Source organism: Streptomyces aquilus (assembly GCF_003955715.1).
Taxonomy (GTDB): domain Bacteria; phylum Actinomycetota; class Actinomycetes; order Streptomycetales; family Streptomycetaceae; genus Streptomyces; species Streptomyces aquilus.
Genome location: NZ_CP034463.1, coordinates 2,923,970 through 2,942,648, shown reverse-complemented (window position 1 = coordinate 2,942,648; position 18,679 = coordinate 2,923,970). Strand labels below are relative to the sequence as shown.

The 18,679-nt window shown below is 68.4% G+C and carries 15 protein-coding genes and 1 tRNA gene; 6 read left to right on the top strand and 10 right to left on the bottom strand.

Going from position 1 to position 18,679, the window contains the following annotated elements; genetic code table 11:
• Positions 1–53 precede the first annotated feature (53 nt).
• The 3 genes from pepN (at position 54) to EJC51_RS13565 (ending at position 5,501) form a co-directional block, all read left to right on the top strand.
• Positions 54–2,561: an aminopeptidase N gene (gene pepN, locus EJC51_RS13575; protein WP_165951129.1), complete on the top strand. Its 2,508-nt coding sequence runs from the start codon at positions 54–56 to the stop codon at positions 2,559–2,561.
• Positions 2,562–2,673: 112 nt separating this feature from the next.
• Entirely contained in the window at positions 2,674–4,080 is a 1,407-nt protein-coding gene (locus EJC51_RS13570; protein ID WP_126271311.1) for a pyridoxal phosphate-dependent decarboxylase family protein, read from the top strand.
• Positions 4,077–5,501: a lysine N(6)-hydroxylase/L-ornithine N(5)-oxygenase family protein gene (locus EJC51_RS13565; RefSeq protein WP_126271310.1), complete on the top strand. Its 1,425-nt coding sequence runs from the start codon at positions 4,077–4,079 to the stop codon at positions 5,499–5,501. Before EJC51_RS13570 ends, EJC51_RS13565 begins: the two co-directional genes overlap by 4 nt.
• 65 nt (positions 5,502–5,566) lie before the next feature.
• Here the strand turns inward: EJC51_RS13565 and EJC51_RS13560 are convergent, their stop codons facing one another.
• The gene (locus EJC51_RS13560; protein ID WP_126271309.1) at positions 5,567–7,372 is read right to left on the bottom strand and encodes a bifunctional metallophosphatase/5'-nucleotidase; all 1,806 of its coding nucleotides are present in this window, start codon (positions 7,370–7,372) and stop codon (positions 5,567–5,569) included.
• 164 nt (positions 7,373–7,536) lie between these two features.
• Here EJC51_RS13560 and EJC51_RS13555 point away from each other — a divergent pair, with 164 nt between their 5' ends.
• Both EJC51_RS13555 and pyk read left to right on the top strand, forming a co-directional pair.
• Positions 7,537–8,253, top strand: a complete 717-nt coding sequence (locus EJC51_RS13555; protein WP_126271308.1) for an SIMPL domain-containing protein — start codon at positions 7,537–7,539, stop codon at positions 8,251–8,253.
• 101 nt (positions 8,254–8,354) lie between these two features.
• Positions 8,355–9,785 carry a pyruvate kinase gene (pyk, locus tag EJC51_RS13550; protein ID WP_126271307.1) on the top strand — a complete coding sequence of 477 codons (1,431 nt, stop codon included), beginning with the start codon at positions 8,355–8,357 and terminating at the stop codon, positions 9,783–9,785.
• Positions 9,786–9,791: 6 nt separating this feature from the next.
• Here the strand turns inward: pyk and EJC51_RS13545 are convergent, their stop codons facing one another.
• Together EJC51_RS13545 and EJC51_RS13540 are read right to left on the bottom strand one after the other, a co-directional pair.
• The gene (locus tag EJC51_RS13545) at positions 9,792–10,559 is read right to left on the bottom strand and encodes a transcriptional regulator (protein WP_126271306.1); all 768 of its coding nucleotides are present in this window, start codon (positions 10,557–10,559) and stop codon (positions 9,792–9,794) included.
• 105 nt (positions 10,560–10,664) lie between these two features.
• Positions 10,665–10,737: transfer RNA gene (locus tag EJC51_RS13540), tRNA-Leu, on the bottom strand.
• A gap of 104 nt (positions 10,738–10,841) precedes the next feature.
• Here EJC51_RS13540 and EJC51_RS13535 point away from each other — a divergent pair.
• Positions 10,842–11,498 (top strand): ANTAR domain-containing response regulator, encoded by a 657-nt coding sequence (locus EJC51_RS13535; RefSeq protein ID WP_079310942.1) that lies wholly within the window; start codon positions 10,842–10,844, stop codon positions 11,496–11,498.
• A 70-nt stretch (positions 11,499–11,568) separates the two neighbouring features.
• Here EJC51_RS13535 and EJC51_RS13530 read toward each other — a convergent pair whose 3' ends face one another.
• From EJC51_RS13530 to EJC51_RS13500, 7 genes are all read right to left on the bottom strand, one after another.
• On the bottom strand, positions 11,569–12,285 hold the full coding sequence (locus EJC51_RS13530; protein WP_097262711.1) for an ABC transporter ATP-binding protein: 717 nt from the start codon (positions 12,283–12,285) through the stop codon (positions 11,569–11,571).
• Complete coding sequence (locus EJC51_RS13525; RefSeq protein WP_126271305.1) at positions 12,282–13,160, bottom strand: ABC transporter ATP-binding protein; 879 nt, start codon at positions 13,158–13,160, stop codon at positions 12,282–12,284. The genes EJC51_RS13530 and EJC51_RS13525 overlap by 4 nt, the downstream gene beginning before the upstream one ends.
• 3 nt (positions 13,161–13,163) lie before the next feature.
• On the bottom strand, positions 13,164–14,990 hold the full coding sequence (locus tag EJC51_RS13520) for a branched-chain amino acid ABC transporter permease (RefSeq protein WP_126271304.1): 1,827 nt from the start codon (positions 14,988–14,990) through the stop codon (positions 13,164–13,166).
• Positions 14,991–14,995: 5 nt separating this feature from the next.
• Positions 14,996–15,928 (bottom strand): branched-chain amino acid ABC transporter permease, encoded by a 933-nt coding sequence (locus EJC51_RS13515; protein WP_126271303.1) that lies wholly within the window; start codon positions 15,926–15,928, stop codon positions 14,996–14,998.
• Positions 15,929–16,058: 130 nt separating this feature from the next.
• The gene (locus tag EJC51_RS13510) at positions 16,059–17,288 is read right to left on the bottom strand and encodes a branched-chain amino acid ABC transporter substrate-binding protein (protein WP_126271302.1); all 1,230 of its coding nucleotides are present in this window, start codon (positions 17,286–17,288) and stop codon (positions 16,059–16,061) included.
• 287 nt (positions 17,289–17,575) lie between these two features.
• Positions 17,576–18,193, bottom strand: coding sequence for a Tat pathway signal sequence domain protein (locus EJC51_RS48675; RefSeq protein ID WP_126271301.1), 618 nt, complete (start codon positions 18,191–18,193; stop codon positions 17,576–17,578).
• The gene (locus tag EJC51_RS13500; RefSeq protein WP_244362615.1) at positions 18,190–18,636 is read right to left on the bottom strand and encodes a hypothetical protein; all 447 of its coding nucleotides are present in this window, start codon (positions 18,634–18,636) and stop codon (positions 18,190–18,192) included. Before EJC51_RS13500 ends, EJC51_RS48675 begins: the two co-directional genes overlap by 4 nt.
• Positions 18,637–18,679 lie beyond the last annotated feature (43 nt).

Genomic DNA, 18,679 nt, shown 5'->3' with positions numbered 1-18,679 from the left:
GCGTACCGATCCGCCCCTGTGCCACGACCCCGCCATCAGGCAGCATGTCGTGCATGTCCGTACTGACGCGCGACGAAGCGCAGACCCGTGCCACACTCCTCGACGTCCACCGGTACACGATCGACCTCGATCTCACCACCGGCGACGACACCTTCGACTCGAAGACCGTCATCCGCTTCACCGCGCGCACGGACGCGGACACCTTCATCGAGGTCAAGCCCGCCGAACTGCGCTCCGTCACCCTCGACGGACAGCCCCTCGACCCCGAGACCCTCGACGGCAACCGCCTCCCCCTGAAGAACCTCACCGCCGGTGAACACGAACTGAGCGTCGACGCGAGCATGCGCTACTCCCGCACCGGCGAGGGCATGCACCGCTTCACCGACCCCACCGACGGCGAGACCTACCTCTACTCGAACCTCTGCATGGACGACGCCCAACGCGTCTTCCCCGTCTTCGACCAGCCCGACCTCAAGGCCGTCTTCGAGATCACCGCGACCGTCCCCGAGAACTGGACGTTCCTCGCCAACGGCATCACCACCGCCCTCGGCGACGGCCGCTGGCAGGCCGCCCCCACCCCCCTCATCTCCACCTACCTCGTCGCCGTCGCCGCCGGCCCCTGGCACTCCGTCCGCACCGAACACCGCGGCCTGCCCTTCGGCATCCACTGCCGCCGCTCGCTCGCCCCCCACCTCGACGCGGACGCCGACGAACTCCTCACGATCACCAAGCAGTGCTACGACCGCTACCACGAGAAGTTCGAGGAGCCCTACCCCTTCGACTCCTACGACCAGGCGTTCGTCCCCGAGTTCAACGCCGGCGCCATGGAGAACCCCGGACTCGTCACCTTCCGCGACGAGTTCGTCTACCGCTCCGCCGTCACCGACACCGAACGCCAGACCCGCGCCATGGTCATCGCCCACGAGATGGCCCACATGTGGTTCGGCGACCTCGTCACCCTGCGCTGGTGGGACGACATCTGGCTCAACGAGTCCTTCGCCGAGTACATGGGCTACCAGACCCTCACCGAAGCCACCCGCTTCACCGACACCTGGACCGACTTCGGCGTCGTCCGCAAGGCCTGGGGCTACGACGCCGACCAGCGCCCCTCCACCCACCCCGTCGCCCCCGACCCCGAGCTCGTCCCCGACACGGCCTCCGCGATGCTCAACTTCGACGGCATCTCCTACGCCAAGGGCGCCTCCGCACTACGGCAGTTGGTGACCTGGCTCGGCGAGAAGGACTTCCTCGCCGGCATCAACACCCACTTCGCCCGCCACAAGTTCGCCAACGCCACCCTCGCCGACTTCATCGACTCCCTCGCGAGCGTCACCGACCGCGACGTCCACGCCTGGGCCGACACCTGGCTGCGCACCACCGGCGTCGACACCCTCAAGCCCGTCATCATCCCCGGCGACGAAGGCACCTACGCCCTCCAGGTCGAACACGACGGCAGCCGACCCCACCGCATCGCCGTCGGCCTGTACGACCGGGCCTTGGCCGACAACGCAGCCGACGAGGGCCGCCACCTCGTCCTGCGCGAGCGCCTCGACCTCGACGTCCCGCAGCCCGACGGCCCGCTGCCCATCGGCAAGCGCCCCGCCCTGCTGCTCCTCAACGACGGCGACCTCACCTACGCCAAGGTCCGCTTCGACGCCGAGTCCTTCAAGACGGTCACCGAGAGCCTGTCCGGACTGCCCTCGCCGCTCACCCGCGCGGTCGTCTGGAACGCCCTGCGCGACGCCGTCCGCGACGGCGAACTCCCGCCCGTCGCCTACCTGGAGGCGGCCCGCGCCCACCTCCCGTACGAGACCGACCTCGCCCTCGTCCAAGGCGTCCTCGCCTTCGCCTCCGTCCAGGTCGCCGACCGCTACGCCACCCCCGAGGAACGCCCCGCCGCCCTCGCCACGCTCAGCAGCCTGTGCCGCGACCTCATCCGCCGCACCGAGGACGGCGACAACCCCGGCCTGCGCCTCATCGCGGTACGCCACTTCATCGACGTCGCCGCCCACCCCGACACCATCGCCGCCTGGCTCGCCGACGGCACCGTCCCCGGCGGCCCCGAACTCGACCCCGAACTGCGCTGGCGCGTCCTCGCCCGGCTCGCCGTCCTCGGCGCCACCGACGAGACCGCCATCGCCGCCGAACTCGCCCGCGACCCCTCCGCCACCGGCCAGGAAGGCGCCACCCGCTGCCGCGCCGCGCTGCCCGACGCCGACACCAAGGCCAAGGCGTGGGAGGCGATGTTCACCCACGACGACCTCTCCAACTACCTGTTCATCGCCAACGCCCAGGGCTTCTGGCAGCCCGAACAGGCCGACCTCGTCCGCGCGTACGTCCCCCGCTTCTTCGAGGACGCCGTCACCCTCGCCGCCCGCCGCGGCCCCGCCATCGCCGACGCCACCGGCCGCTGGGCCTTCCCGGCCCACGCCGTCGACGCGGAGACGCTGGGCTGGGGAGAGCGGTGCCTGAGCGACGCCGACCCGATCCCGGCCCTGCGCCGCAAGCTCGCCGACCAATTGGATGACTTGGGGCGTGCGTTGCGAGTGCGACAGGCGTAGCGCACGGACGTACCCCCTTTCGGGTTTCGATCGTTGGTCTTTTCGGGCGCGATGACGCATCCGCGTACAAGCTGGAACTCCCTCTAGCCCAGCGCGCCCGGGAGGACCCACGATGCCCACCCCACCCCTCGCGTCCGGCCCCGACGCCCTGCGCCCGCTGCTCACAGAGGTCCTGGAGGCCCTGGGGGAGGGGGCGCGGGCGCGTGGGGGGCCGTTGCCGGGGGGTGGCCCGGAGGCGGTCGCGGAACGGCTGCGGGCGGCCGTGGGCGACGTACTCCCGCAGGAGGGTGACCCGGAGGCGCTACGGCACGTGGTGCGGGCGTTGGCGGAAGGCTCGGCGGACCCGGCGGACCCGCTGTGCGCGGCGCATCTGCACTGCCCGCCGCTGGCGGTCGCAGCGGCAGCGGACTTGGCTGCGAGCGTGCTCAACCCCTCCCTGGACTCCTGGGACCAGGCACCAGCGGCGTCCGAACTGGAGCTGCTGGTAACTCGGGCACTTACAAACGAGGTCTACGGTGAGCCGCCCAGGGGCGCGGGGAACTGCGCGACAAGCCTCCACCTACCCGCAGCCGACAGCGACGCCCTGGTAACAACGGGCGGCACCGAATCCAACCAACTGGCCCTACTCCTGGCCAGGGAATCCCTCGGTGCCGGCGTCCGGCTGATCTGCGGGGCAAACGCCCACCATTCACTGCCCCGCGCCGCCTGGCTATTCGGCCTTCCCGACCCAGTGATCGTCCCCACCCCCACCGGCACCCTCGACCCCACCGCCCTCGCCGAAACCCTCACCCGGCACCAGGGCCCCCACCTCGTCGCCGCCACCGCAGGCACCACCGACGCCGGCCTCATCGACCCCCTCCCCGAGATCGCCGCCGTCTGCGACACCCACGGAGCCCGCTTCCACATCGACGCGGCATACGGCGGAGGCCTCCTCTTCAGCGAAACCCGGCGTCACCAACTCACCGGCATCAGCGCCGCCGGCACCGTCACCCTCGACCTGCACAAACTCGGCTGGCAACCCGTCGCCGCCGGCCTCCTCGCCGTCAAGGCCCCGCAGGACCTCGCCGCCCTCCACCAACGCGCCGACTACCTCAACGCCGACGACGACACCGAGGCAGGCCTGCCCGACCTCCTCGGCCGCTCCCTGCGCACCAGCCGCCGCCCCGACGTGCTGAAAATCGCCGTCACCCTGAAAACCCTCGGGCGGGCAGGACTCGGCGCCCTCGTCGACCAAGTCTGCGACCGGGCCCGCGAGTTCGCGGAGCTCCTCGACGCACACCCCCGCTTCGAGCTCTACGACCGGCCCACCATCAGCACGGTGCTGTTCCGCCCCGCACACGCGACCGACGACGACATCGCCGCCACCCGCCGGCACCTCCTCACCACCGGCCGCGCCGTCCTCGGCCGGGCCCGCATGGACGGCCGGCTCTGGCTCAAGGCCACCCTCCTCAACCCCCACACCCGGCCCGACGACCTGGCCGCCCTCCTGAAACTCGTGGAAGGAACCACCCCCCGATGAGCCCCACCCCCACCCCCACCCCGCCCCACGAGCCCGACGCACCCCGCGACCTGGTCGGCATCGGCATCGGCCCCTTCAACCTCTCCCTCGCCGCCCTCGCCCACCCCCTCGCCGAACTCGACACCGCCTTCTACGAACAACGCCCCGCCTTCGACTGGCACCCAGGCCTCCTCATCGACGGCGCGCGCATCCAAGTCCCGTTCCTCGCCGACCTGGTGACCCTCGCCGACCCCGCCAGCCCCTGGACCTTCCTGAACTACCTCAAGGCCCGCGAACGGCTCTTCCCCTTCTACTTCGCCGAGCGCTTCCACATCCAGCGCGCCGAGTACGACGCCTACTGCCGCTGGGTCGCCGAGAACCTCCCCGGCCTCCACTTCGGCCACCAGGTCGACGCCGTCCGCTGGAACCCCGAACGCGACATCTTCGAAGTCGACTTCACCCAGCTCGACACGGAAGGCGAAGCCGAGGCCCTCGGCCGTACGTACACCAGGAACATCGTCCTCGGCGTCGGCACCGAGCCCTACGTCCCCGAACCCCTCAAGCCGCTCGTCGAAGCCGCCGGCGTGCCCGTCATCCACGCCGCCGACTACCTCGCCCACCGCGAGACCCTCACCGCCGCCGAACACGTCACCGTCATCGGCCTCGGACAGTCCGGCGCCGAGATCTTCCTCGACCTGCTCCGTCAGCGCCCCGCCGGCCGCGAAGGCCTCCACTGGCTCGGCCGCACCGAAGCCTTCGCCCCCATGGAGTACTCCAAGCTCGGCCTGGAGCACTTCACCCCCGACTACACCCGCTACTTCCACGCCCTCGCCGAAGGCGTCCGCGACCGCCTCGTCACCACCCAGTGGCAACTCCACAAGGGAATCGACAACGACACCATCGCCGCCATCCACGACGAGCTCTACCAACGCACCCTGCACGGCGGCTGGCCCGACACCACCCTCACCCCCGGCGTCCGCGTCCGCACCGCCGGCCGGGTCGCCACCACCAAGGTCGAACTCCACCTCGAACACACCGAGCAGAACACCCGCTCCCGCCTCACCACCGACGCCGTCGTCCTCGCCACCGGCTACCGCGAACGCCCCCTCGCCCGCATCCTCGCCGGACTCGACCCCTACCTGCGCCGCGACAGCCGCGACCGCCCCCGCGTCGACGAACACTTCAGGCTCGTCATGGACGCCTCCGTCACCGGCTCCCTCTACGTCCAGAACGCCGAACGCCACACCCACGGCGTCGGCACCCCCGACCTCGGCCTCGCCGCCTGGCGCAGCGCCGCCATCCTCAACACCGTGACCGGCAAGGACCCCTACCCCCTGCCCACCCGAACGGCCTTCACCACCTTCGGACTCGAGCAGACGGCCCGGGTCCCGCAGGCCCGCCAGGCCCCCGCCGCGCTCACCCCGCTGACAGACGCCCGATAAAAGCCGTCGCGGACCCGTACCGCCTCAAGGCCGGGTCCGCGACGAGTCCAACGCGCCAAAGTCGGCTAGAACACCGGCGTACCGTTCCGCGTCAACTTCCAGTCCACCGACGCGAAGTCAGCGGGGTTCAGCACACCCTTGGCCGTCACCCACTCCGCGATCCGGGTACGGATCTCCGTCGACTCCGACCACAGCTCCTTCGCCGACGCCACATGCGGGAACGCACCGCCGCCGTTCGCACGGTAGTTGTTCACCGCGAACACGAACTGCTGCGCGTCGTCCAACGCGGCACCGTTGTACGTCAGGTTCTTGATCCGCGAACCCGCCGCCTGCGCGATGTCGATGTCGTACGACAGCCCCGACACGTAGTCGTAGTTGTAGTCCGGCCGGTTGTTCGCGTTCGTCAGCTTCTCGACGTCCACCACCGCGTCCGCCGCCGTCTGCACGAAGTACTGCGCCGAGTACTCCAGGTACGCCCTGATCTGCGCCCCGGTCAGGAGCTTCGCGACCAGCGTGTTGTCGTACACGTACAGGCTCGACAGGTCGCGGATGGTGACGTCACCGGCCGGGATCTCCGAGGTCCGCGAGAACGGCGACGCCTGCGCGATGACCGGCAGCGAGGCGTACTCGGTGGACGCCAGCGCCGCCTTGACGACGTCCTCCTGGACCTTCGTGATCAGGTCGATGATCGGGGCGTCCTTGTAGCGCGCCTCGACCGTCGTCAACGTCTGCGTCGCCGTACCGACGACCTGGTTGACGTACTCCACGACGACGTCGTGGTCGTCCTTCAGCAGCTTCGTGATCTTCGGGTCGTCCGCGACCGAGTTCGAGTTGAGGACGGACGCGGCGACCGACTCGACCGTCCACCTCCCCTTCTCGAAGACCAGCTCGATGTCGAACAGCGACAGCCGCTCCGCATAGGCCAGCGGCTCGGACAGCACGACGGTCTTGCCGGTCGCCGTGTTGGTGACCTTCAGCTCCGGGATCTCCACGTGCGCGTGCCCGACGAGAATCGCGTCGATCCCCGGCACCTGCTGGGCGACGAGCGCGGCCGAGTTCTCGACGTACGGCAGCTGGTCACCGTAGGAGGACGTACCTGACGACCCCGAATGCGCCGACACGACGACCACGTCCGCGCCCATCGACCGCAGCTTCGGCACCCACTTCGCCGCCTGCTCCTCCAGACCCGGGAACGTCAGCTTGCCCTCGACGTACGCCTTGTCCCAGATCGCGATACCCGGGTTGGTGAGCCCGAGCACCGCCACCTTCACCGGCGGCGCACCCGGCACGTGGAACTTCTTGATGAAGTAGGGCGGGAACGCCGGCTTCAGCGTCTTCGCGTCCAGCGCGTTCGCACCCAGCAGCGGGAAGTCACACTGCTCCTCGAACTTCCGCAGCGTCTCGATGCCGTAGTTGAACTCGTGGTTGCCGAGCGCCACGGCGTCGTACCCGATGGCGTTCATGGCGGCGGCCATCGGGTGCACGGGACCACCGGGGGCGGTGATCGGGTCCACCTTCGCGTAGTAGTACGTCAGCGGCGTGCCCTGGATCGTGTCGCCCGCGTCGAGCAACAGCGTGTTGCAGCGCCCCTTCTCCGCGCGCACCTGGTTCACCAGCGTCGAGATACGCGACAGACCCTGCGCGTTGCCCTTCGCGTCCGAGTACTCCGCGTCCTTGAAGTAGTCCCAGTTGAAGACATGCCCGTGCAGGTCCGTCGTGCCCATCACCGTCAGGGAGTACCGCTTCGCCGGCTTCTTCCCCTTCCCGGCCTCCGCCGCCTGCGCCGCAGGAGCCCCCACCGCGCTCGCCAGCGCGACCCCGGCTCCGGTCACGGCGGACTTCTCCAGGAACTTCCTGCGGTTCAACGGCATGTCTAGATCTCCTAGGGGCACGGTCAACGACGCGCGTAGATAAACGCGCGTAGATTCTGACCCGAGCATGCCGAACGGCAATAGCCCCCAGAGGTTTCGATCTGGTGACCTAACCCGTCACTTGAGCCGCCGGTAACCAGTCAAGAAGTGACAGAGTGGGTCGTATGACCACACCTTCCCCGGACCCCGCACCCCCCGTGCCCTACGGCACCCCCGACGCCCCCCGCATCGCCGTCCGCGGCGAAGCACGCCTCGAAGTCGACCCCGAGATCGCCCGCATCGGCGTCACCGTCGCCGCCCGCGGCAAAGACCGCCGCACCGCCCTCGACGACCTCACCCGCCGCAACGCCACGGTCCTCGACCTCATCAAGACCTACGGCGACGCGGTCGAGAAACTGGAGACGGGCTCCTTCTCCATCACCCCGGAACTGAAGGAGAAGGGACGGGGAGAGAGGGTGCATGCCTATCACGGCCGCGTCCGCATCACCGCGGAACTCACGGACTTCACGGCCTTGGGCGAACTCACCACCCGCGTAGCCGACTTGGACCTCACCCACGTGGACGGCCCCTGGTGGGCCCTGCGCCTCACCTCACCCGCCTACCGCGAGGCACGCCAACAGGCCGTACGCGAAGCGGTCCAGCGAGCACAGGAGTACGCGGAAGCACTGGGTACGACGCTCGCGGCCCTGGTGGAGCTCGCCGACATCGGCGCCGAGAACGCCCAGCCCCTCGCCCCCGCCGCACCCGGCGGCCGCATGCGCTCCATGGCCTACGCCGCCGCGGAAGACACCGCCGCAGCCCCCCTCGACCTCGAACCCCAACGCCAACACGTCCACGCCCAGGTCAACGCCCGCTTCACCATGCACCCGCCGCGACTGTGAACCGCCCACTTCAAGTCTTGTCAACACCCCTTCATCGAAAGGTTGTTGGGCGGTCATTCCCGGCCAATTCCCTACCCGCCGGTAAGCCCTAAGGTCGAACCATGCGCCGAGCCAAAATCGTCTGCACCCTGGGCCCCGCCACCGACACATACGACCAGATCAAAGCCCTGGTCGAAGCCGGAATGGACGTAGCCCGCTTCAACCTCAGCCACGGCGGCTACGCCGAACACGAGGAGCGCTACCAGCGCGTCCGCAAGGCCTCCGACGAGACCGGCCACAGCGTCGGCCTCCTCGCCGACCTTCAGGGCCCGAAGATCCGCCTCGGACGCTTCGCGGAGGGCCCCGTACTCCTTGAACGCGGGGATTCCTTCACCATCACGGTGGAGGAGGGCGTGGAGGGAAACCAGGGGCGGTGCGGGACGACGTACGCCGGCCTGGCGGAGGACGTGACGCCAGGGGAGCGCATCCTCGTCGACGACGGCAAGGTGTGCCTGGAGGTCACGGAAGTCGACGGCCCGCACGTCCACACGACGGTGGTCGAAGGCGGCATGATCTCCGACCACAAGGGCCTGAACCTCCCCGGCGTGGCGGTCTCCGTCCCGGCCCTCTCGGAGAAGGACGAGGCGGACCTGCGCTGGGCGCTGCGGGCGGGCTTCGACGTCATCGCCCTGTCCTTCGTCCGCTCCGGCCGGGACATCGAGGACGTCCACCGCATCATGGACGAGGAGGGCCGCAGGCTGCCGGTGATCGCCAAGGTGGAGAAGCCGCAGGCGGTGGACGCGATCGAGGACATCGTCGCGGCCTTCGACGGCATCATGGTCGCGCGCGGTGACCTCGGCGTCGAAATGCCCCTGGAACAGGTCCCGATCGTCCAGAAACGCGCGATCAAACTGGCCAAGCGCAACGCCAAGCCGGTGATCGTGGCGACGCAGATGCTGGACTCGATGATCGACAACTCGCGACCCACGCGGGCGGAGGCCTCGGACGTCGCCAACGCGGTCATCGACGGCACGGACGCGGTGATGCTGTCGGGCGAGACGAGCGTCGGCAAGTACGCGGTGGAGACGGTCCGGACGATGGCGCGGATCGTGGAGGCGGCGGAGGAGGACATCCTCGCGAAGGGCCTGCCCCCACTGACGGACCGCAACAAGCCCCGCACCCAGGGCGGGGCGGTGGCTCGGGCGGCGGCGGAGATGGGCGACTTCCTGGGCGCGAAGTTCTTGGTCGCGTTCACGCAATCCGGGGACACGGTACGGAGGCTCTCCCGGTACCGGTCCCCGATCCCGCTGCTGGCGTTCACGCCGGAGCCGGCTACTCGCTCGCAGTTGAATCTGACGTGGGGTGTGGAGACGTTCCTCGGGCCGCATGTGGATTCCACGGACGCGATGGTCGACCAGGTGGACGAACTGCTGTTGAAGTACGGCCGCTGCCAGAAGGGCGACATCGTGGTCATCACGGCCGGTTCGCCGCCTGGGGTGTCCGGGTCGACGAACCTGGTCCGGGTGCATCACATCGGGGTGGATGACAAGTAGGAGCGGTCAGTGTTTGGGGCCTACGTGGGTGTCCATGAGGGCTACTGAGGCTTTGCGGGCGATGGAGATGTTGAAGGGGTCGCTGCCGCGCGCGAGGGTGGTCCACTCGACGCCGACCTTGTCGAGGGTGTCGGTGAAGAGCTTCCTGATGTCGTCCGACTTGTTGGTGAAGAAGTACCGGGGGTATTCGTAGCGCTTGCGCTCACCGGCGACCATGCGGGTGGTCCAGTGGGTGATGCGGCAGCCGTCGGAGTGGATGAGGCCCCGGATGAACTCCCAGGGGTGGGCGTCGACGATGGCCTGTTGCCAGGGTTCGAGGGTGATGGGGCGGTCATGCTTCTTGCCTGGGCCGTGCTGGGGGAACATGCAGGTCCAGTGCTTGCTGAACGACTTCACCTCGATACATCCAGCCCGTTGGACACGGCTGGTGCTGGGGTAGGGCAGGACCTTGCGCATGGCGGCTTCGGCGGCCTCAACGAGCCCCGGCCAGGAGGCAGTGCACGAAACCATGAGGTAGTGCTGTCTCGGCTTAGAGATGATGTAGCCGTCCCCCAAGTAGAGACCCAACAAGTAGGCGTACGCCGCAGGGTTTTCGGGTAGCTCTGGCGCGTCCGTGCAGCGAATGCATGGCGGGGTTCGAGACAACGGCTCGATTCGGCTCAGCCAACATGAAATCGCGTGTCGGGAGATGCCTGTCTCTTTGCTGACGGAGTTCAGGCTGCGCCCCTGTGCCACCAGGGTCAACGCCCGCTTGCGCGTGCTGATGTCGTACATCTGATCAGGGTGTGCGAGTGATCGCGACAACACGCAGCAAAAAGCGGATGTTCACGAGAACGTGGACATCCGCTTTCGGCGAGTTCCTTGGAATCCAAGGAAAAGTACCCCGGGTCGGATTCGAACCGACGCTGTATGGGTTTTGAATCCATGGCCTCTACCGCTGGGCTACCGGGGCTCACCTTCGATGTGAAGGTTGGTGGTTACCCGCCGTGCCCCCACCTTACCGCAGCTAGGTACGCTCTTGTCAGCAGCACCCCTGCCCCTGAACGAGGAGCCCCCGTGACCGCCCCCGAGTCGCCCCAGCCCGTAGACGCGCCCGACGACGACAAGTCGCACGTGCCTCCGCTGACGACCCGTGTCGTCATCGCCGAGGACGAGGCACTGATCCGGCTCGACCTCAAAGAGATGCTGGAGGAAGAGGGCTACAGCGTCGTAGGCGAGGCCGGTGACGGTGAGCAGGCCATCGAGCTCGCCCGTGAGCACCAGCCCGACCTCGTCATCCTCGACGTGAAGATGCCCAAGATGGACGGCATCTCCGCCGCCGAGAAGATCGCCGAAGAGCGCATCGCGCCGGTGCTGATGCTCACCGCCTTCTCGCAGCGTGACCTCGTGGAGAGGGCTCGCGACGCCGGTGCCATGGCGTATCTCGTGAAGCCGTTCAGCAAGAGCGACGTCGTGCCCGCGATCGAGATGGCCGTTTCCCGGTTCACCGAGCTGAAGGAGTTGGAGAAGGAGGTCGCCGACCTCACGCTCCGCCTGGAGACGCGCAAGCTGGTCGACCGTGCCAAGTCCATCCTCCAGACCGAGTACGGGCTGACCGAGCCCGCCGCGTTCCGGTGGATCCAGAAGACGTCGATGGACCGGCGTATGTCGATGCAGCAGGTCGCCGAGGCCGTCATCCAGGACGCCGAGGAGAAGAAGGCGTCCAAGGGCTGACCAGCGCGGCCAAGCGTGAGGCCCGCGTCCCCGACAGGGGGCGCGGGCCTCGTCGTATCAGCGTGCGGGCTCAGTCCTCACCCAGGTACGCCTTGCGGACCGACTCGTCGTGCAGCAGGCTCTGTCCGCTGCCCGACAGGACGATCTTGCCGATCTCCATCACGTGGCCGTGGTCGGCCAGGGAGAGGGCCGCCTGGGCGTTCTGCTCGACGAGGAGGATCGTCGTGCCCTGGGACTTCAGTTCGGCGATCGTCGCCATGATCTTCTGCATCATGATCGGGGACAGACCCATGGAGGGCTCGTCCAGCATCAGCAGCTTGGGCTGGGACATCAGGGCGCGGCCCATCGCCAGCATCTGCTGCTCGCCGCCGGACAGGGTGCCCGCGGCCTGCTTACGGCGTTCGCCCAGGATGGGGAAGAGGTCGTAGGCGCGCTGGATGTCCTTCTCGATGCCTGCCTTGTCGTTGCGGAGGAAGGCGCCGAGGCGGAGGTTGTCCTCGATCGTCATGCGGGGGAAGATGTGCCGGCCCTCGGGGGAGTGGGCCAGCCCCAGCGAGACGATGTCGTGGGCGGGGACCTTCTTCAGCGACTTGCCGCCGAACTTGATCTGGCCGCCGACCGGCTTGAGGAGACCCGACAGGGTGCGCAGGGTCGTCGTCTTGCCGGCGCCGTTGGTGCCGATGAGGGTGACGACCTCGCCGGCCTCGACCTTGAAGGAGATGCCCTTGACGGCCTCGATCTTGCCGTAGGCGACGCGGAGGTCCTCGACCTCGAGGAGTGCGGTCATCGGTCGTTCTCCTTGCCGGGCGTGGCGTCCGAGGGGGCGCTTGCTTCGGCTGCTTCGACTTCGGCCACTTCTTCGTCGCCGGGGGTGCCTTCGAAGGGTTCGCCGAGGTAGGCGGCGATGACGCGTTCGTCGCCCTGGACGGTGGCGCTGTCGCCCTCGATGAGCTTCTCGCCCTGGACGAGGACGGCTACGCGGTCGCAGAGGTTGAAGATGAAGCGCATGTCGTGCTCGATGACGAGGACGGCGATGCCCTTGTCGCGGATGGCGAAGACCAGTTCCTCGGTCGCCCGCGTCTCCTGGGGGTTCATGCCGGCGGTCGGCTCGTCGAGCAGGAGCAGGCCGGGCTCGCTGGCCAGCGCTCGCGCGATCTCCAGCTTGCGCTGCTCGCCGTAGGGGAGGTTACGAGCCAGGTGCTCGGCCTTGTTCGCGAGGCCGACGAACTCCAGGAGTTCCATGGCGCGTTCGCGGGAGGCGGCTTCGGCCTTGTGGAAGCCGGGGCCGCGGAGCAGGGCGCTCCAGAGGCCTTCCTTGGTGCGGGTGTGGCGGCCGACGAGCACGTTCTCCAGGACCGTCATGTTGGCGAACAGACGGATGTTCTGGAAGGTGCGGGCGATGCCGGCGGCGGTGACCTTGAAGGACTTGGGCGGCAGGACGGTGCCCTTGTAGCGGACCTCTCCCTCGGTGGGGATGTAGAGGCCGGTGAGGCAGTTGAAGAAGGTTGTCTTGCCGGCGCCGTTGGGGCCGATGAGGCCGACGATCTCGCCGCTGTTGACCTGGAGGTCGACGTTGCGTACGGCGGTGAGGCCGCCGAAGCGCATCGTGACGCCGCGGGCGTCGAGGACGGTGGTCCCGGTGACGGTGGTGGTGTCGGTCATGTGTCAGACCCCTGTCTTGCTGAGGACTGCGGGGGCTTCGGCCTCTTCGTGGAATTCGAGTTGGCGGCGCCGGTTCGGGATGAGGCCCTCGGGGCGGAACCGCATCAGCAGGACGAGCGCGACGCCGAAGGCGAAGAGCTGGTAGTCGCCCAGGAACTGGAGCTTGGCCGGGATGAGGTAGAGCAGGGCCGCGCCGACGAGGGGGCCGGCGATGGTGCCCATGCCGCCGAGGACGACCGCCGCGAGGAGGAAGGCCGAGTTGGGCGGGACGACGTGGGCGAACTGGTACTGCTCGGGGGTCACGGTGTAGGTGACGTGGGCCTGGACGGCGCCGGCGAGGCCGGCGAGGGAGGCGCCGAGGGCGAACGCGATGAGCTTGACGCGGAAGCCGTTGATGCCCATGGCGAGGGCGGCGGTCTCGTCCTCGCGGATGGCAATCCAGGCGCGGCCGATGCGGGAGTCGCTGCTGCGCTTGAAGACCACCACGACGATGAGCGTGATGAGGAGCATCAGCAGGAAGTAGTTGGCGAATCGGCCGATGGTGAAGCCGAGGATGGTGTGTTCCAGTCCGAAGTCGAATCCGAGGATGTCGAGGTTCGGGATGGAGGAGATGCCGTTGGAGCCGTTGGTGATGTCGGGTCCGCTGGTGCCGTCCATGTTGAGGACGGTGATGCGGAAGATCTCACCGAAGCCGAGCGTCACGATGGCGAGGTAGTCGCCGCGCAGTCGCAGGGTGGGGGCGCCGATGAGGACGCCGAAGACCATGGCGACCGCGGCGCCGAGGAGCGCGGACAGCCAGAACGGCAGGTGCAGGTCGAACGGCGAGGAGGGGGAGCCGGAGACCATGGCCGCGGTGTAGGCGCCGACGCCGAGGAAGGCGACGTATCCGAGGTCGAGGAGGCCGGCGAGGCCGACGACGATGTTCAGGCCGAGGGCGACGGTGGCGAAGATCAGGATGTAGACGCCGATGGTCGCGTACTGGTCGTCGGACTGGGTGAAGGGGAAGAGGGCGGCGGCGATGAACGCGCCGAACATGGTGATGGTGCTGTGCCGGCCGGTGATCGCCGAGACCCGGGCCACGAGCCCGGCCTTGGAGAGGGCGGCGAAGAGGAACCCGACGGTGATGAGGAAGCCGACGAAGAGTTCGTCGTACTCGGTGCCGATGCCGTAGGTGAAGACGGTCAGGCCGACGGCCATGGCGGCGACGATGACGAGGATCTCGGCGTAGGCGGGGAGTTTGCGGGCCGGGGCCGGGGAGGGGGTGAAGACGGCCGACTTCAGGAGGGCCACGATGTGGCGCCAGATGCGGCCGATGCGTTCGCCGACGCTCTCGTCCTCGTCGACCGGCTCGTCCTCCGGCCGTTCGAAGGGCAGGGAGAACGCGCCGAGGAAGGCGGCGAGGGTGACGGCCGCGGCGATGTAGCCGCCGGGTTCGAGGTTGACGACGCCGCCGAGTTCGTCGCTGATCGCGATGACGGTGTACCAGGTGGTGGCGAAGGTGCCGGTGGCGGCCAGCTTGATGGCGCCGTCGGCGCCGGCGGGGGTGAGCCAGCGCAGGCCCTTGACGCCGTACGAGGCGAGGCCGAAGAGGGTGGTGAGGGCGCCGCCGATGAGGACGAGGACCTGGAGGCCGCCGGGGTAGCCGTAGACGGTGAGGTCGCCGGGGAAGGCGGAGGTCCAGGTCCAGGCGAGGAAGGTGGAGACGACGGCGAGGGCGCCGCCGATGGTGGCGAGGGCGCGGCCGACGTTCTCGGGGAGGCCGACGAGGCCCTTGGTGGCGCTGTCCTTGTTGACGGGGGCGCCGGTGCTTTCGGTGGTCTGTGTCGTCATCGGTGTCACGCCCTGTCCGCGACGCGCTCGCCGAGCAGGCCTTGTGGCCTGACGAGGAGTACGAGGATGAGGAGTACGAAGGCCCAGACGTTGGCCCAGGACTGGCCGCCGAGGAGGTCGAAGCCGGGGACGTCGGCGATGTAGGCGGTGGCCATGGTCTCGGCGAGGCCGAGGACGAGGCCGCCGAGCATGGCGCCGTAGATGTTGCCGATGCCGCCGAGGACGGCCGCGGTGAAGGCCTTGAGGCCGAGGATGAAGCCCATGCGGAACTGGACCTGGCCGTACTTGAGGCCGTAGGCGACGGCTCCGACGGCGGCGAAGAGGGCGCCGAGGGCGAAGGCGACCACGATGATGCGGTCGGTGTTGATGCCCATGAGCTTGGCGGTGTCGGGGTCCTGCGCGGTGGCCTGCATGCCGCGGCCGGTGCGGGTCTTCATGACGAAGTAGGCGAGGATCGCCATGCTGACGGGGGCGGCGACGAACAGGAAGATGTCACCGGTCTGGATGGTGACGCTGCCGATCTCGAAGGGTCCGCCCGGGATCTCGGGGAAGTTGATGGACTCCTTGGCGCCGGGGTACCAGGCCCACACGGCCTGCTGGAGGGCGAGGGAGAGGCCGATGGCGGTGATGAGGGGCGCCAGGCGTGGCGCGGTGCGCAGGGGGCGGTAGGCGAACCGTTCCGCTCCGACGGCGACGAGGACGGCTGCGATGACGGCTCCCACGAGCATCAGTGGCAGTGCGACCCACATGGTGGTGCCGTCGGGCAGTACGTACAGGTAGACCGTGAGGGCTCCGAACCCTCCGATCATGAAGATCTCGCCGTGGGCGAAGTTGATGAGCTGGACAATGCCATAGACCATTGTGTAGCCGATGGCGACCAGCCCGTACATTGCTCCTAGTAGCAGGCCGTTGACCAGCTGCTGCGGCAGTTCGTTCACCGCATGTCCTCCGAGGTTTCGGATGTTCGACGGATGTGACCGGATGTGTGTCCGGGGCCGGATGCGAGTCCGCGCGGGGCGCCTGTGGAACAGCGCCCCGCGCGGCTCAGGTGGTGCGGGTGGGGGTGGGTCAGCCGGTGTAGGTACCGGACTTGACGGCCTTCCAGGCACCGTTCTCGACGGCGTAGACGGTGAGCTGCTTGTTGGTGGCGTCACCGAACTCGTCGAAGGAGACCTTGCCGGTCACACCGTCGAAGGAGACGTTCTGGGTGGCGGCGGTGATCTTCGCGCGGGCGTCGGACGGCAGCTTGCCGCCGTTGTCGTCGACAACCTTCTTCACGGCCTGGATGATCGCCCAGGCGGCGTCGTAGGAGTAGCCGCCGTAGGCCGCGTACTCCTCCTTGTAGCCGGCCTTCTTGTAGTCGGCGACGAACTGCTTGGCGGAGTCGAGGGTCTCGACCGGGGCGCCGACGGAGGTGGCGAGGTCACCGGCGCTGTTGGCACCGGCCAGCTCGATGAAGGTCGGGTCGTAGATGCCGTCACCGCCGACGAGCGGGATCTTGGCACCGGCGGCCTTGATCTGCTTGCTCAGCGGGCCGGCCTGCGGGTACTCGCCGCCGTAGTAGACGACGTCGGCGCCGGAGTTCTTGACCTTGGTGGCGACCGCGGAGAAGTCCTTGGTGTCCGGGTCGATGTGGTCGGTGCCGACGACCTTGCCGCCGATCTTCTTGAACTCGTCGGTGAAGGTGGCGGCGAGACCGGCGCCGTAGGTCTTCTTGTCGTCGATGACGAAGACCTTCTTCTTCTTGGCGTCGTTGTAGACGTACTGCGCGGCGAACGGGCCCTGGATGGCGTCCGTGGTCGCGGTGCGGAAGTACGACTTGTAGGTGCGGACCTTCTTGGTCTGCCAGTCGACACCCTGCGTGAGGGCCGGGCCGGTGTTGGCCGGGGAGATCTCGACGAGCTTGGCGTCGTCGAAGACCTTCTGCATGGACTCGGCGACGGAGGAGTTCAGCGGGCCGACGACGCCGAGGACTTTGTCGTCGCTGACGAAGGTGGAGGCGTTGGCCTGGCCCGAGGAGGGCTGGGCCTGGTCGTCGAGGGCCTTGATCTCGAAGGTGACGCCGTCGACGAGCTTCTGCTTGTTGGCGGTCTTCGCGGCGAGGTCGACGGAGTTCTTGATGCCGAGGCCGAGGGCGGAGAGGTCACCCGTCAGCGGGGCGTCGACACCGATGACGACCTTGGTGCCGCCGCTACCGGAGTCCGAGCCGCCGTCGTCGTCGCGCGAGCCGCAGGCGGTGAGGGTGAGTGCTCCCGCCGCCAGCGCGGCGGTGATGGTGATGAGCGAACGTTGACGCACGATTCGTCCTTTCACTGGCGCGGCGCTCCCCCCTGGAAGCGGCCGAGTCTCTGCGCTGGTCTGTGGTGAGTTTCCATGGCGCGGTGACTGGGCGTGACTCTAAGCGTGTGCAGGGAGGGTGGAGGAGGGTCTGACGGAGGCTGTGACGCTCTTGTTATGACACGTCGTAATGCAGAGCGGTACTGAGTGGGTGGAACAGCGGAATTCAGGCCGATTCGCCCTGTCCACATTTTGAGAACCCGCAGGACCCGCCCGGGGGTGTTCAGGTGTCTCAGGGGTTTTGCTAATTACCCAGAACCGTTGCTGCAGGCGACTTGTAGGGCCTCTGACAGATGTTGGGCGTATCGCTGCCCGAGGATGAAACTGTGAACTTCTATTGCGCGCGTATTACGTAGAGTTACGTCAAGGAAAGGGAGTCCGGCGTTCCATGGCACTTTTCTGCATTGCGACACCCGCATCGTGATGACGACCTTGCGGCTCGTCCCCGCACTCGTCCGGAAAGGGGCCTTTGGGGTGGAGGTCACCGACATGCCCGCGTACGGCTGTGAAACGCGGGTCACGGTGACCGGCGGCCCGGCGAGCACGCTCAGTTCCACCCCGAAGCTGAAGCTGTGCGGCCCGGCGCCCTTGGGCGTGGCCTCGCCGCTGAGGTAGTGCAGGTCCGTCACTTGGGACGGGTACGGCGGGTCGGGAGGCGCCGGCGGCTGGGGCCGGGTCGCGTAGAGGTAGGTGCCGCACGCGAGGAGGACCGTGGCGGTCGCGGTGGCGAGGACGGAGCGCCGGTGTCTGGCGTACAACTCGCCGACGCGGCCGCGAGGTCGGGGCCGGGTGGTGGCGTCCAGGGTGTCCAGGGTGTCCCAGGCGTGCGTGCCCTCGCCCGGTTCGACCGGTCCGACGCCGCTCACTGCCAGGGTCCCTTGCCGGGGCCGCCGTCGCGGTACCACCGCACGCAGCCGCTGCGGGCCTGACGGTCGATCAACTGGTCGGCGGCCGCGGCGCCTTGCTTCTTCTTCGCGGCGCGGGCGGCGTCGACGACCTTGATGAGGATGTCGTACTGGCCGTTGGACAGGCCCATGGACTGGTAGTCGCCGTAGGTGTTCTGGTCCAGCACCTCGCGGGACCAGTGGGCGACGAGGCGGGTGCAGAGGTCTTCGGGGGGTGCGCTGGGGGAAGGGGGTGCCGATGGCGGTGGCGATGCCGACGCCGACGCAGGCGTCGGTGCCTGTGCGGTGGCGGAGCCGGAGTCTCCGCATCCGCCGAGGGTCAGAAGGACCACCAAGAACCCGACCCCGGCCCCGACCCCGACTCCGACCCCGGCCCCGAGGACCGGGGTTCCTCCCGTTCGCATGCCCCGACGCTAGGCCTTGCGGCACGGTCGGGGCCAGAGGTCC

What these genes read in the sequence shown, in the direction of transcription:
- pepN (WP_165951129.1), top strand. Translation starts at nt 54, where the DNA reads ATGTCCGTACTGACGCGCGACGAAGCGCAGACCCGTGCCACACTCCTC.
- EJC51_RS13570 (WP_126271311.1), top strand. Translation starts at nt 2,674, where the DNA reads ATGCCCACCCCACCCCTCGCGTCCGGCCCCGACGCCCTGCGCCCGCTG.
- EJC51_RS13565 (WP_126271310.1), top strand. Translation starts at nt 4,077, where the DNA reads ATGAGCCCCACCCCCACCCCCACCCCGCCCCACGAGCCCGACGCACCC.
- EJC51_RS13560 (WP_126271309.1), bottom strand. Translation starts at nt 7,372, where the DNA reads ATGCCGTTGAACCGCAGGAAGTTCCTGGAGAAGTCCGCCGTGACCGGA.
- EJC51_RS13555 (WP_126271308.1), top strand. Translation starts at nt 7,537, where the DNA reads ATGACCACACCTTCCCCGGACCCCGCACCCCCCGTGCCCTACGGCACC.
- pyk (WP_126271307.1), top strand. Translation starts at nt 8,355, where the DNA reads ATGCGCCGAGCCAAAATCGTCTGCACCCTGGGCCCCGCCACCGACACA.
- EJC51_RS13545 (WP_126271306.1), bottom strand. Translation starts at nt 10,559, where the DNA reads ATGTACGACATCAGCACGCGCAAGCGGGCGTTGACCCTGGTGGCACAG.
- EJC51_RS13530 (WP_097262711.1), bottom strand. Translation starts at nt 12,285, where the DNA reads ATGACCGCACTCCTCGAGGTCGAGGACCTCCGCGTCGCCTACGGCAAG.
- EJC51_RS13525 (WP_126271305.1), bottom strand. Translation starts at nt 13,160, where the DNA reads ATGACCGACACCACCACCGTCACCGGGACCACCGTCCTCGACGCCCGC.
- EJC51_RS13520 (WP_126271304.1), bottom strand. Translation starts at nt 14,990, where the DNA reads ATGACGACACAGACCACCGAAAGCACCGGCGCCCCCGTCAACAAGGAC.
- EJC51_RS13500 (WP_244362615.1), bottom strand. Translation starts at nt 18,636, where the DNA reads ATGCGAACGGGAGGAACCCCGGTCCTCGGGGCCGGGGTCGGAGTCGGG.